Annotated in this window: 14 protein-coding genes and 1 pseudogene; 7 read left to right on the top strand and 8 right to left on the bottom strand. The window is 46.1% G+C overall.

From position 1 onward, the window contains the following. Positions 1 to 50: 50 nt before the first annotated feature. Positions 51 to 1,229, bottom strand: a complete 1,179-nt coding sequence (gene purT, locus DVO77_RS11630) for a formate-dependent phosphoribosylglycinamide formyltransferase (RefSeq protein ID WP_110455978.1) — start codon at positions 1,227 to 1,229, stop codon at positions 51 to 53. Positions 1,230 to 1,498: 269 nt separating this feature from the next. On the opposite strand from purT, the gene DVO77_RS11625 reads away from it, so the two are divergent. The 4 genes and pseudogenes from DVO77_RS11625 (at position 1,499) to DVO77_RS19425 (ending at position 4,907) form a co-directional block, all read left to right on the top strand. Continuing rightward, positions 1,499 to 1,894 (top strand): DUF3302 domain-containing protein, encoded by a 396-nt coding sequence (locus tag DVO77_RS11625; protein WP_110455979.1) that lies wholly within the window; start codon positions 1,499 to 1,501, stop codon positions 1,892 to 1,894. A 1-nt stretch (position 1,895) separates the two neighbouring features. Further along, the gene (locus DVO77_RS11620; protein WP_119978448.1) at positions 1,896 to 3,032 is read left to right on the top strand and encodes an HlyD family secretion protein; all 1,137 of its coding nucleotides are present in this window, start codon (positions 1,896 to 1,898) and stop codon (positions 3,030 to 3,032) included. A gap of 558 nt (positions 3,033 to 3,590) precedes the next feature. Further along, positions 3,591 to 4,376: pseudogene (locus DVO77_RS19430) on the top strand (PAS domain-containing protein); the annotation flags it as partial. An 84-nt stretch (positions 4,377 to 4,460) separates the two neighbouring features. Then, positions 4,461 to 4,907: a methyl-accepting chemotaxis protein gene (locus DVO77_RS19425; protein WP_249038166.1), complete on the top strand. Its 447-nt coding sequence runs from the start codon at positions 4,461 to 4,463 to the stop codon at positions 4,905 to 4,907. Positions 4,908 to 4,935: 28 nt separating this feature from the next. Here the strand turns inward: DVO77_RS19425 and DVO77_RS11610 are convergent, their stop codons facing one another. Beyond that, the gene (locus DVO77_RS11610) at positions 4,936 to 5,481 is read right to left on the bottom strand and encodes a DUF4136 domain-containing protein (RefSeq protein WP_119978446.1); all 546 of its coding nucleotides are present in this window, start codon (positions 5,479 to 5,481) and stop codon (positions 4,936 to 4,938) included. A 227-nt stretch (positions 5,482 to 5,708) separates the two neighbouring features. Here DVO77_RS11610 and DVO77_RS11605 point away from each other — a divergent pair, with 227 nt between their 5' ends. Next, positions 5,709 to 5,978, top strand: coding sequence for a DUF1289 domain-containing protein (locus DVO77_RS11605; protein WP_110455983.1), 270 nt, complete (start codon positions 5,709 to 5,711; stop codon positions 5,976 to 5,978). Positions 5,979 to 5,982: 4 nt separating this feature from the next. Here the strand turns inward: DVO77_RS11605 and DVO77_RS11600 are convergent, their stop codons facing one another. From DVO77_RS11600 to DVO77_RS11585, 4 genes are read right to left on the bottom strand one after another with little or no spacing between them, the layout of a single operon-like run. Then, positions 5,983 to 7,236 carry an ATP-binding protein gene (locus tag DVO77_RS11600; RefSeq protein WP_110455984.1) on the bottom strand — a complete coding sequence of 418 codons (1,254 nt, stop codon included), beginning with the start codon at positions 7,234 to 7,236 and terminating at the stop codon, positions 5,983 to 5,985. Positions 7,237 to 7,248: 12 nt separating this feature from the next. Then, the gene (locus tag DVO77_RS11595; RefSeq protein WP_110455985.1) at positions 7,249 to 7,962 is read right to left on the bottom strand and encodes a response regulator; all 714 of its coding nucleotides are present in this window, start codon (positions 7,960 to 7,962) and stop codon (positions 7,249 to 7,251) included. Further along, positions 7,962 to 8,372 carry a DUF3019 domain-containing protein gene (locus DVO77_RS11590; protein WP_249038160.1) on the bottom strand — a complete coding sequence of 137 codons (411 nt, stop codon included), beginning with the start codon at positions 8,370 to 8,372 and terminating at the stop codon, positions 7,962 to 7,964. The genes DVO77_RS11595 and DVO77_RS11590 overlap by 1 nt, the downstream gene beginning before the upstream one ends. Positions 8,373 to 8,377: 5 nt before the next feature. Next, positions 8,378 to 9,253, bottom strand: a complete 876-nt coding sequence (locus tag DVO77_RS11585; RefSeq protein WP_119978445.1) for a MipA/OmpV family protein — start codon at positions 9,251 to 9,253, stop codon at positions 8,378 to 8,380. Between the two features lie 856 nt (positions 9,254 to 10,109). On the opposite strand from DVO77_RS11585, the gene DVO77_RS11580 reads away from it, so the two are divergent. Continuing rightward, entirely contained in the window at positions 10,110 to 10,676 is a 567-nt protein-coding gene (locus tag DVO77_RS11580) for an acetate uptake transporter (protein WP_110455987.1), read from the top strand. A gap of 95 nt (positions 10,677 to 10,771) precedes the next feature. On the opposite strand, the gene DVO77_RS11575 is transcribed toward DVO77_RS11580, so the two are convergent. Next, a complete protein-coding gene (locus DVO77_RS11575) occupies positions 10,772 to 11,440 on the bottom strand; it encodes a YiaD family glycine zipper/OmpA-like lipoprotein (RefSeq protein WP_110455988.1) in 669 nt (222 codons plus the stop codon). 204 nt (positions 11,441 to 11,644) lie between these two features. Continuing rightward, positions 11,645 to 12,115, bottom strand: coding sequence for a YcxB family protein (locus DVO77_RS11570; protein ID WP_110455989.1), 471 nt, complete (start codon positions 12,113 to 12,115; stop codon positions 11,645 to 11,647). Between the two features lie 119 nt (positions 12,116 to 12,234). On the opposite strand from DVO77_RS11570, the gene DVO77_RS11565 reads away from it, so the two are divergent. Next, on the top strand, positions 12,235 to 12,531 hold the full coding sequence (locus DVO77_RS11565) for a TehB-like domain-containing protein (RefSeq protein ID WP_110455990.1): 297 nt from the start codon (positions 12,235 to 12,237) through the stop codon (positions 12,529 to 12,531). Positions 12,532 to 12,666: the final 135 nt, after the last annotated feature.

Here is a 12,666-nt window from a genome sequence, read left to right as displayed (position 1 = left end):
GTTTTACACCACCGCCTTTAGTTGCTGGCAATGGGCTAACTGGGGCATGATTACTCGAAGATAACCTCGACCTTAGCCGCAACCGTTAAAGCTTTTTCTATCGCATCGTCAATGGACTCACCACGGGCAAGGCCGACTCCGAGTCGACGGCGTCCGTCAATTTCAGGTTTGGCAAACAGACGCAGTTGAGTATTTGGCTCGGTTAAGGCCGCGGCCATATTGCGATAACGTAAGTTACTGGACTGGCCCTGAGCCAAGATCACCGCTGATGCAGATGGGCCATGCTGTGCAATATTGGCGATGGGTAAGCCTAAGATGGCGCGCACATGCAGCGCAAATTCTGACAGATCTTGGCTGATCAAGGTGACAAGTCCGGTATCGTGTGGGCGGGGAGAGACTTCAGAAAAGAACACCTCATCGCCTTTAACAAACAGTTCGACACCAAACAGACCGTAACCGCCTAGGGCCTCTACCACTTTACGACCAATCTGTTGCGATTTAGCCAATACGTTGGCCGACATCGCTTGTGGTTGCCATGACTCGCGGTAATCGCCATCTTCTTGTCTGTGGCCAATAGGATCGCAAAAATGGATGCCATTAATAGCGCTAATGGTCAGTAAGGTTATCTCATAATCAAATGGCACGAAGCCTTCAACAATGACACGACCGCCGCCCGCACGACCACCCTCTTGGGCGTATTGCCATGCAGGCAAGACTTGGGCGTCTTCACGGATCACGCTCTGGCCTTTACCTGATGAACTCATCACGGGCTTTACCACGCAGGGAAGGCCAATCGCTTTTACCGCCTGTTCAAATTCAGTTTGAGTGTCGCAAAAAAAGTAAGGCGAGGTGGGAATGGCCAAGGTTTCTGCGGCGAGGCGACGTATGCCTTCCCGATCCATGGTCAGTTGGGTGGCTTTGGCTGTCGGGATGACGTTGAGCCCCTCGGCTTCCATATCGACCAAGGTTTGAGTGGCAATGGCTTCAATTTCTGGAATCACCAAGTGCGGTTGCTCTAGTGTGATCACTTGGCGCAGAGCCTCGCCATCGAGCATGTTTATCACATGTGAGCGGTGGGCGACTTGCATGGCTGGTGCATTGGGGTATCTGTCGACGCCAATGACTTCAACGCCTAAACGTTGCAGTTCGATTGCGACTTCTTTTCCTAGTTCGCCGCAGCCGAGCAGCATGGCGCGCAGCGCGCCTTTAGTGTGGGGAGTGCCTATCATGGTGTGGGTACCTTTTATTCATTTTGGCTAAGGGGATATACCAGTTTTTATTAGTGTTTTTTAATATCTTACCTTTTTACAGCAAAGTTAAACGGTTTTCGAGTCATCGAGTGTACAAGCGATAGCTGTATCAAACTCTGCCGATATAAAAAGTGTGATGCAGCTGTAAGTTATTGCTATCCTTGCGTGTTATAAAAATGTTAATTGAGTGGTGTTGCCACCACTTTGTTTGCGCTATTATCAGCGTAACAACAAATAAGGAGAGCGCCATGTTTTTGGATTACTTTGCGTTGGGGGTGATTATTTTTGTTGGTATATTTTTGTTTTATGGCGTCATTGTTATCCATGATATTCCTTATGAAATAGCTAAAAAACGCAATCATCCTCAGCAAGATGCATTGCATGTAGCAGGTTGGGTGAGTTTATTTACCTTACATGCCATTTGGCCTTTTTTATGGATATGGGCCACCTTATATCGAGAAGATAGAGGCTGGGGATTTAACCAAGTGGTTGAGCGAGAATTGCAGTTGGAAGAGGAAGTTAAGCAACTCAATCAGACTGTGGCGCAGTTAGAGCATCGAATGCAGGCGATGGAAGAGGCGAGGGTGGATGTACCAACGCCTGCCAGTGTCATCCCCCCACCGTTGGATGAGAAGGAATCATAAGATGGATCTATTAATCGTATTGACTTATACAGCTTGCTGCATCGCCATATTTAAGATTTTCCATATTCCGTTAAATAAGTGGACTGTGCCGACTGCTGTGTTGGGCGGTGTTTTTATTGTTGGTGGACTGGTGCTGCTGATGAATTACAACCATCCCTATACGCCTTATGCTAAAGAGATGTTTGTGTCTGTGCCGATTAATCCTGCCGTTAGGGGCGTTGTTACCGAGGTGCATGTTGCACCTAATGTACCTCTAAAAAAAGGCGATGTGCTGTTTAAATTAGATCCCACTCCTTTTGAGGCCGTGGTGATGCAAAAGCGAGCGGCGCTAGCGGCTGCCGAGCTAGAGGTGCCACAGTTGGAAGCGGCTTGGCGTACCGCTAAAGCCAGTGTTGAGTTAGCATTAGCCGATAGAGACCGCACCAAGTCGGCCTTTGACCGTTACGATAAAGGCCAAAGACAAGCTGGTGTCGACTCTCCCTTTAGTGAGCTTGAACTAGATAATCGGCGGCAACGATACTTAGCGGCCGAAGCGCAATATACCGCAGCGAAATCAGAAGAGCTGCGGGTTCGTTTGGCTTATGAATCAAATGTTGATGGGGTTAACACTAAGGTGGCGGGGATCCGCGCCGAATTAGATAAGGCGTTGTATGAACTTGAGCAAACTGTGGTTTATGCACCGTCTGACGGGATAGTGACTCAAATGGCCTTACGTCCAGGCATTGTCGCTGTGCCTATGCCGCTGCGTTCAGTGATAAGCTTTATTCCTAATGAAGAGCGTTATATGGCAGGCGCATTTTGGCAGAACTCTCTGTTGCGTCTCAAGGAGGGGGACACTGCTGAAGTGATTTTAGATGCAGCGCCCGGACAAGTATTTAGCGGCACTGTGGCCAAAATATTACCAGCGATGGCCGAGGGTGAGCTGCAATCGACGGGGAGTTTGATGCCTTCGCGTATGTTGACTTTGCCCGGGCGAGTGGTGGTGTTGATCAAAGTCGATAATAATCAGATTAGCCAATCTTTCCCCGCCGGCGTATCGGGGGAGATCGCCATCTATACCGAGCATTTTTCTCACGTCGCGGTTATGCGCAAGGTGCTGGTGAGAATGCAAGGTTGGTTAAATTACCTGTTTCATTAATCTCATTACGCTAGATGTTCATCATTGATGCTTAATGTTTACTATGCCTTGCCGATAACAGTGAGTGATTATTGGCAAGCTAGGCTTTTTCACTCGGTGTAAACTCCTATCTGGCTATGCTATTTAGCTGTAATCGTATTGCATGACTCGATAGCGGATCATCAAGATACTTCACTATGACAGCTTTGTGTATTGGCCTTTGAGGCTAATGCTACAGGCGCTAATGATTAATATTGTGGTGCTGTTATATACCAAGGCGTTGGCATAACTCCTTGGTTTGTTTAGTGCGGCTTTCATCTGAGTGGTATTGCTCAAACAAGTAAAATCGCTGCATGTCATTTGAACCTTTCTGCTGTGTGCTGCGTATCTATACTGTTGATGATAAATGATGTGGTCATTCTCAAGTCGTGGTTATTATTGTTGGTGGTCACCTGCGTGGCTGCGTTAAAATGTTTTAGTCTAAAGTTGAAGATGCCTGTGATTAGTATCTTGAGTCGATACTGATGCGGGTGTTTTTTTGTATTTAGGGGCAGCCCCCCGAAGTTAAGGTGTAGCGGTATGTTTGGTTTTGGTCGTGGTAAGTTGGCGTTGCAGCAGCAACAAGCGCAATATAATGCAGCATTGCGCACTGACAATCACATTTTAAGTGCGATCCGTGGCAGTGTGCCTTACATTGAATTTTCTGTCGATGGAGAGGTGCTGACTGCCAATAAGCAGTTTTTAGCGGTTATCGGCTATTCACTTGAAGAGATCCAAGGACGGCATCATAGTATGTTGTGTCAAAGCCAGTATGTTGCTGATCGCAATTACAAAAAGTTCTGGCAGGAACTGGGGCAAGGTAAACTTAATCAAGGTACCTTTCAGCGCATTTGCAAAGATGGTTCTGTTATCTGGATTGAAGCCACCTATGTGCCGGTCAAAGACGAACAGGGCCGAGTAAGTAAGGTTGTCAAAATCGCTAGTGATGTGACCGAAGACCGCCTCCAACTCGATCGTCAAGAAGCCATTTTTAATGCATTAAATAAGTCACTGGCGTTTATCGAGTTCACCCCTGATGGCGAAGTGATCGATGCTAATAGTAATTTCTGTAACACCATAGGTTACTCTCATCACGAGATAAAAGGCCTGCATCATCGGCTTTTTTGTACCGATAATTTTTTACGTGAACAGCCCGATTTTTGGGCGTTGTTGGCTAAAGGCCGGTTTCAATCTGGCTTGTTTGAACGTATCACTAAGCAAGGTAATACCGTGTGGTTAGAAGCGACCTATAATCCGATTGTTGACGAAGCGGGTAATGTGGTGCGAGTGGTTAAATTTGCCAGCGATGTGACGCCGCGTATCGAGCATCAGCAAGCAGTGCAAAACGCCTCTCAGTTGGCTCGCCAAAGCGCGCTGGAGACGGTCGATATTGCTCAAAATGGCGCAAATATGCTCGATTCAGCCTCCGAAGTGGCTAATGATATCGATGCATCGGTGACGGAAGCGGCGGGCTTAATGGAACAATTGGCTGTGCAATCACAACAAATTACCAAGATTGTGAGCACCATAGCTAAGGTTGCCGATCAGACCAATTTACTGGCACTTAATGCTGCAATTGAAGCGGCCAGAGCCGGCGAGTATGGTCGTGGTTTTGCAGTTGTGGCCGATGAGGTGAGAACCTTGGCGGCCAATACCTCCCGAGCCACGCATGATATCGAACAGATAGTCAAACGTAATAGTGAGTTAACCAAGGTCTCTGAAGCGGGGATGTTAGCCATTCAAGCCAAGGTATCTCAGTGTAATCAACAGCTGCAATTAACCCAGTCTTTAATTAGCGACATTCGCAAAGGAGCGCAAAACGTTGCCGATACGGTTAATGGGCTGGTGAGCGACTAGCGGTGACCCATGTGTTTAAGCCGCAGGGTTACTTTAATGACTCTTGCGGCGGGAATTGGGCTAATATTTTAGCCACAGTTTGCTGTGTTAGCTGGGCTTTATCTTCCCCGCCGGTATCAAAACTAAAATTGTCGCTTCCGCGCCAAATCAGTTGTTGTGTCTTAATATCAATCATATCAATCTGAATTGTTTGTAATTTAGCCGAGTCATTACCAATAGGCACACCCACGCTTGTGCCTATGCCCACTCCTCCAGAACTGCCCCAGTTGCCAGTACCCAGCCCAATAGATAGCCCCGACTTTTTAGGCTTATCGGTAATATTAAAGGTGTAATTGACCTTAAATTGAGCCGTGTCATCGGCTTGTTTAAACCCTTGCGTCAGCAGAGATGATTGAATCGCATCGGCAATTCGTTGGGCGCTTAGGGGATCGCTATTGCTCGCAGTGGTGATGCCAGAAAAGGTGTGTAGCTGACTAAAATCATAACCTGTGTCGTAATCTTGATTTGGTTTACTGCTGCAGGCTAGTAACACTAGGCTGCAAAACAGTAGGCTTGCCAGTCGTGTCGATATCATTACTTATTCTCCCTTGCGGATATTTTTATTGCTCAGGGTTAACACTGCTGCGTAAAAATCAAGCGATTAACCTTGATAGCATCGCAGCGTATCGCGAGCTTTAATTTATTCTTGCATGGCTTAATATTAGCCAGTTTGAATCATATAGGTTATGTTTTATTAACACTTGTCGCTGGTGATACTCAGTCACACTGGCCGTGACAGCACACAACCGAAAAGGAGGGTAAGTGGAACAATTAGAGTTTTTTGCGATACCTAGCCCTTGTATTGGCGTGTGCCAGACGGATGCGAAAGGCTACTGTAAAGGTTGTTTGCGTAACCGAGATGAGCGTTTCAATTGGCTCAATTTTTCAGATGCGCAAAAATATGATGTGATCCGCCTGTGTAAACAGCGTAAACGCCGGCGATTATTGGCGTTACACAAAGCCAAAAAGAGTGAAATATTGCAAGCGAGATTAGCACAAACTGCCCGTTTAGATTTTGATGAGCAAGCTTAATGGCTTACCAAAAGAGGGTAAATTGTGTCTCGCCCGGTTTGCTGGTAAGTGTCACTTCACCTTGGTGCCACTGCATGATGCGTTTGATGATGGCGAGCCCCAAACCGTGTCCTTGGCTATCTTGTGCTGTGACTTGGCTGCGGTAAAAGGGTTCAAATATTTTACTCTGCTCTTCTGGTGCAATCCCCTCGCCATCGTCTGTAACACAGATACTGACCCCTTTGTTAAGAAAGCTGAGTTCGACCCTGATCTGCTGCTTGGCGAACCGCTGTGCATTAACCAGTAAGTTTTGCAGGGCGCGATCGATAAGCGCAGGATCGGCGCTCACTGGGCGCTCATCTCCCGTGATAGTAAAATGGATAGGTATAGGGCTGAGGGGGTGTAAACGTTCAATCGTTTGCCGTACAACCAATGGGAGATCGCACTGGGTCTGAGGCTGCGTATGTCGCCTAGTTTCCAAACTGGCGTAGGTCAACAATTCTTGTAACAGGTTTTCCATCTCTTCGACATCTTGCTGCATCTCGGCTAAAAAGGCTGCTCGTCGCTCGATATCGGTGTCAGGGTGACAATACTGAGGCATCAAGGCGAGTGCGAATTTAAATCGTGCTAGCGGCGTTCTAATTTCATGGGATACCGCATTGGACAAGTGGCGTTGGTTCTCTATTAGTGCACTAATATGTTTAGCCATCTCATTAAAGGTATGGGCTAATGGCAAGACTTTTGAGTGGGGAGGTAGCTGGATTTGGGTGTCCCACTTGGCCTGGCCAAAGGCTTTAGTTGCCAGCCTTAATGTTTGTAGATCCCGCGACAGTGGCCACACCCACAGTAATACCACTAAGGCTAATGATAGATAAAATAACAGCGTAAATAACCTTCTGAGTTGCTCATTTGGGGCCAACTCTATGGGGCCTGCCATTAATATCTGCTGTTCATCTAACTTGATAAAATGCAGTTCATGCTGGTCATTCTGGGCCGTCACCAACACTTTATCTGTGCTGAGTTGGTCGCTATCAATTAAGGCGATTTGTTTGGAATCTAATAATTGCAGTGGATAGAGACGGTTGTTGCCTATCTGGGCCAGCAGTTTTGCTCGCTCATTTTTGGGGTGAGTGGCCAGTAGTTTCGCCAACGCGACCAGCGGTGCGTTAGTGGCACCGCTGTCTTCGACATTATTCTGCCAAATACTGTCCAGCGTCCAACCAATACCCAGCACGCTGATGCTGAGTATCAAGTAGAGGCTAATAAACAGTCGTTTCAAAAGTTATTTCGCTTAATTGTTCCATGCCTCGGGGGCAAATAGGTAGCCTTGGCCCCACACGGTTTTAATTCTAAATGGGGTATCAATATTGTCACCTAGCTTTTTACGCAAACGTGAGATGCGAACATCAATCTTTCTGTCTTTACCATCGAAGTCAATATTGAGTAGGTATTGGTAGATATACTGACGGCTCAGCACTTGGCCTCCTTGTGAGGCCAGTAACCATAATAACTCAAACTCATGGCTGGTTAGGTCGACTTGTTTCTCTCCTAGGCGGATGGTTTGTGTGTGTGGATCAATGCTGAGGCGCCCATAAGTTAAACAATGTGATTCGGCCTGCATAGGTTTCGCTTTGCGGCGCAGCAGATTATTGATTCTGGCAATTAATAATGCGGGGTCGACGGGTTTGACGACATAATCATCGGCTCCAAGGTCGAGACCTTTGATTTGATCTTCATTGGAGCCCATCGCACTCATCAGTAAGATGGGGCCCGCAAAATAGTCGGGTAGCTTTTCGCACAAGGTGAGCCCGTCCATGCCGGGTAACATGATATCGAGCAAGATAATATCGGGCTTGTAATTAAGCAGTCGAGTGAGCACGGTATCACCACGACGTTCGACTTCAACATGCATTCCATGGGACTTTAAGTAATCCACGATGAGGTTTGCTAGACGGATATCGTCTTCGACAAGCAGGACTCTATGGGTCGCTTGAGCTTCTGACATTAAAATAGACTCCAAGGGTTACGAAAACGGCGACGAGCTTGAGGCTCCGCTGTTGGGGTAATGTTTAATTGCGCACCGGCTAAGGTTTGGTGCGTCAGTTTATTGATCAATATAAATTGAATATCTTCTTGGGTAGAGACCTTTAGCGACAGGGCTTTGATGTCAGCTGAGTCTGCGCACCATTTAGGTAAGGCTTGATAATTGGATAAAATACATACTACTTGCGGTATGGCGGTATGCCAATTCAATAGCAATTCGATATCACAGTTCTGCTCTTCACTAGCGGTAATGCAAAATTGCGGCGACAAGGATAGGGTCGCAGCCGCTTCTCCGTCGATCGCAAGGGCCGAATTTGCATATAAGATGCAGAACAAAGTGGCTGGTAAAAGCGAGTTAATAAACGAATACACTTGTACTAAAACCTGTAGGCTACGCCAACAAAGAAGGTATTGCTGCTGTGCTCATTAATTAAGGGGCTGGCAACGATCTCATCGGCAAGGTCGGTATAGTGAGCAAGGAATAACAGTTCCCAGTGTTGATTAATGGCGTATTGAGTCGTCAAAGTTAAGCTTAAATTGGTTGCGGAACCTGGATTATAGGCCTGATTCCAATAATAATTTTCACTGCTTCTTACGCCGTAATAGTAATTAACGATCTCTTGGCTCTTCCAATTTGCACTGGCGGCGAGCTCTAATTTCCACTGCGAAAATGCCAAGCGATACATCCATTTTAGCTGGGCTTCCATACCTGAGTGGACATCAAGTAGGTCGTGGGCCAATGCGATATTAAAGATACCTGCACGCGTATAGAAAAAGGTTTCAACGCCACCCAGAACGGTAACTTTTCTATCTTCAAGTTCGTTAAAGTTTAATGCGTACAGATCATCCACATCCCAAAATGAACTCGAATTAGCCAGTTCTGTTGATACGCGACTGCCGCCAGCAACAAAAATGTTGGAGGGATCCCAGCGAGAGAAATAGGCGCTATCACTGCTAAAACTGGTGGTCATATTGACAGTGATATTTTCGCTCTCTAGCAGGCTATAGCCTAGATTACCGTTATCGAAAAACCACTGTTCACCGTAGTAAGCCAGGCTTGGGATGATATAAATGGGGATGTCATCAAACTGAGTGATGGGGTTAGATTTTACGCCATAGCCGACAGCAATACCTATATCCCAAAGCCCAATGGTAATACATTCACTGCCATCATCGCAGCTAACGGCCTCATCGGCATAAGTTGCAAATGATAATAGAGCAGCGGTGAGTAGCACTGTGATGATTTTGTTCATTATGACTATGAGGTGGCACATTTATTGAGTAATTAAATTTCTAGGCTACAGATTAACATTGAAGCCGTTTTTAAGCTGTTTTTTCAATGGTTGAGATACAAAGTGATACATTCGTGGTCGATGCCGTTGTTAATGCTATAGTATTACTTTATCTGCTCACCCCCCCCCCTTTATTAATGCAAACTATGGCGAAGTGAAGAGAATCATGGGTTCTCCTGCCATTGCCACAATATCAAGCTGCGCTTCTATCAATATCGCTGTTGGACACATCCAAGAGTTAGATGAATGTGCTGGCGATTTCACAGGTGTGACTTACTGGATGAGAAGGCATTCGATATCACCGCGGAATCATCAGATCATGAATACTGAACTTATTGCTGAGAGTCGCTATTGATGGGCATGGTGCGATGTTGCGCGCCATTTTAATCTGATCTAGATCAGCCCTACTGTTTTTTTAGCTTTTGCTGATTAAATTTGTGATCTGGCGCAGATGGTGCTGGTTATTGGGCGCTAGCACACAATAATTGCTGCTCTTGTCAGGTTTATGGAACGCAAAGGCTTGGTGCAATTCTATTATTTGTGATCTGGGTCACGCTTTTGCGTAATGTTGACGGTTAGGCGAGGTTATTGCCGCTGTTATATCTATGTTTATGATTTTATGAAGTTATATTTTTTATCAATGATACGCTGGCTATGATTTTCAGTATAAGCATTTGTATTTAAGCACTATTTCCCCTGTGTTACTTAGGCGCGCCGGTGTATTGCTGTCGCACCGCACCTGCTCTAGAATCCGCCGCTTGCTGCGCGACCTATAAGGGGCGCGTATTTCTGCATTGCAATTGATTAGGGGAATTTAATGTCTACCACCTTCGCAAATCCTGCGCCATTAGGCTTAATGGGATTTGGCATGACCACCATTTTACTCAATATCCATAACGCCGGATATTTTCCAATTGATGCCATGATCCTCGCGATGGGGATGTTTTATGGGGGGCTAGGACAGGTGATTGTGGGGATTATGTGTTTTGTCAGAGGAGATACCTTTGGCACCACAGCCTTTACCTCATATGGATTGTTTTGGCTGACCTTGGTAGGACTTATCATCTTGCCTAATGGTGGTATTGCAGCCAGTCCAGCGCACTTTATGGGCTGGTATTTGGCATTGTGGGGCACCTTTACTGCATTTATGTTTGTGGCATCGCTGCGCTACCCAAGGGCAAAGCAGTTTGTGTTTGGATCTTTGACGCTACTGTTCTTTTTACTGGCGGCACGCGATTTTACCGGCAGTGAGTTAATTGGCACTATCGCTGGGTTTGAGGGGATTATCTGTGGCGCCAGTGCCATCTATTTTGCCATGGCTCAGGTGATCAACGCCGAATATGGTCGCTCAGTCTTACCTGTAGGTGAAATCAAAAAAACGTAATCAGGTAGTGATGTTCAGGCTGCCAAGATTTGCAATCGACAGTGGTGCAAAATGGCAGCCTGAGCCGTTAAGCTGGGATTAAGGCGGCAATGGCCTTAATTGATTGGGCTTAGCACTATTTCCACGCGGCGATTTTGTGCTCGACCTTGCTGAGTATTGTTACTCGCGATGGGACGTGATTCGCCCATGCCTTGTGAGACGATGCGTCTAGGCGCGACATTTTGTGACATCAGATAGTTGGCCACTTCACTGGCACGAACTTGTGATAGTCGTAAATTATAGGACTCACTACCAGTGCTATCGGTATAGCCAACAATATTCAGTCTGGTTTCATCATATTCTTTAGCCACTAACGCGACGCTGTTGAGCACCTGCTTAGCGCGAGCGCTGAGTTGACTCTGGTCAACACCAAAGGTCACTTCGTTAGGCATATTCAAAATAATATTATTGCCACTACGAGTTACACTTACCCCCGTCGATTGCAGTTGTTTACGCAGCTCGGCTTCTTGTACATCCATATAATAACCCACCCCACCACCGACTGCCGCGCCCGATGCAGCGCCAATCAAGGCACCTTTACCGCGATCGCTCTTGCTTGAGGAGGCCACGCCAATAGCAGCGCCAGCAATTGCGCCAATAATCGCCCCATTAGTGGCTTTGGCATTTTGTGATTCATTAGTGTAAGGATTGGTGGTTTGGCAGGCTGACAATAGTAGCGCCGAGCCAGCAACAAGCGCAGTTAACGCATGTTTTTTATGGTTCATTGTGACTCCAAAAGTGATCGACAACGCTCTGTTTGCCGAGATTAATGAATACTGTTTTTATCGTAATAAGTTAACCTGCCTAAGTGAATGTCTATTCCCTTATGCAGATGTCACTACGCATTTAGGGCTTAGTCATCATCCGTTTATTGGATTTGTACTCAGGTAGGGAGTTGGCTTTGTTAGCCTTTATGTGGCTAATAAGTCTTATATCTTAGCCCTGATAAAATCGCAGGCCTGTGTGCTTAAATGGCTTTTTGATACGTAGCTGGTGCCTTTGGCTAAGGTGATGAGGAAGCCTTTATCGGTTTCGTTAATGCGATACATCTCATCCCAAGCAATAAGCGAGTCGACACAGTAAGAGTGAGTGCTAATGCCACGCTCATCTATGGTCAGGGTGGTTTCATTACCAGCGGCTTTGCTCCACATCTGTCTCATCAGCCACCATGAACGTTTAAATTTAACGCTAAGTGCTTCTAGTACCCCAAGGCCGACAATAAACCATGACGCATAGCTATTGCTACCAGTAAGCAGTAGCGCCGTGCCAATGACAATAAAACCGATGGCTTTGTAATAGGTTTTTATCGATGTATCTTGCGTCACTGATTGGTCAAAGCATTCTGCATAATAGGCTTTATCAAGGGTAAATTGGGTGGTGTAGTGAAATGGGTCACTCATAGAGAATCTAAAGTCACTTAAAACGATTTCCCCTAGTGTAATGACAATAGAAATTTGTGCAACGATGTACTAGCTTTAGATCTGATTTATCAACAAACTTTAATATAAGGCGGTTGTTTATGTCGTGCGTACCAAAGGGTTATGTAAAGTGCAAAACAACAGCAGTGTTCGGTAAAGATAATATTCCAGCAATCTATGCCCAGCGTCACTTTACCCGTAGCGGTGTTTACGAGCAGATCCATGTGATAAGTGGTGAATTGATGTTTTATGGGTATAAGAACAAGCAGGGGGAGGCTGAACGAGAGGTGAGATTAAAAGCCAATGAAACGGCGATATCCCACCCTAAATATTGGCACAGTATCGTGCCGCTAACTGATGATATTCAGTTTGAAATTCATTTCTACATGAAAGCTTAAACCTTAGCCTTCTCATCTAAGTTATCGCGGTAGCCATCAAGGCTTAACTTATTCCTCAAACTCGCCTTTAAGTTATGAGAGGGTAGGCTTAGTGTTAACAATTATTAACGGGATTTATAAGGTTTGGCTGGTTAG

It is taken from the genome of Shewanella algidipiscicola (genome assembly GCF_003605125.1).
GTDB classification, from domain to species: domain Bacteria; phylum Pseudomonadota; class Gammaproteobacteria; order Enterobacterales; family Shewanellaceae; genus Shewanella; species Shewanella algidipiscicola.
The sequence above is the reverse complement of the archived record's forward strand: the minus strand, read 5'-3'. Positions and strand labels throughout refer to the sequence as shown.

Bases quoted from the DNA above. Each gene is read 5' to 3' on its own strand.
- DVO77_RS19425 (WP_249038166.1), top strand. From the start codon at position 4,461: ATGCTCGATTCAGCCTCCGAAGTGGCTAATGATATCGATGCATCGGTG.
- DVO77_RS11595 (WP_110455985.1), bottom strand. From the start codon at position 7,962: ATGTCAGAAGCTCAAGCGACCCATAGAGTCCTGCTTGTCGAAGACGAT.
- DVO77_RS11585 (WP_119978445.1), bottom strand. From the start codon at position 9,253: ATGAACAAAATCATCACAGTGCTACTCACCGCTGCTCTATTATCATTT.
- DVO77_RS11570 (WP_110455989.1), bottom strand. From the start codon at position 12,115: ATGAGTGACCCATTTCACTACACCACCCAATTTACCCTTGATAAAGCC.
- DVO77_RS11580 (WP_110455987.1), top strand. From the start codon at position 10,110: ATGTCTACCACCTTCGCAAATCCTGCGCCATTAGGCTTAATGGGATTT.
- DVO77_RS11575 (WP_110455988.1), bottom strand. From the start codon at position 11,440: ATGAACCATAAAAAACATGCGTTAACTGCGCTTGTTGCTGGCTCGGCG.
- DVO77_RS11565 (WP_110455990.1), top strand. From the start codon at position 12,235: ATGTCGTGCGTACCAAAGGGTTATGTAAAGTGCAAAACAACAGCAGTG.
- DVO77_RS11620 (WP_119978448.1), top strand. From the start codon at position 1,896: ATGGATCTATTAATCGTATTGACTTATACAGCTTGCTGCATCGCCATA.
- purT (WP_110455978.1), bottom strand. From the start codon at position 1,229: ATGATAGGCACTCCCCACACTAAAGGCGCGCTGCGCGCCATGCTGCTC.
- DVO77_RS11625 (WP_110455979.1), top strand. From the start codon at position 1,499: ATGTTTTTGGATTACTTTGCGTTGGGGGTGATTATTTTTGTTGGTATA.
- DVO77_RS11610 (WP_119978446.1), bottom strand. From the start codon at position 5,481: ATGATATCGACACGACTGGCAAGCCTACTGTTTTGCAGCCTAGTGTTA.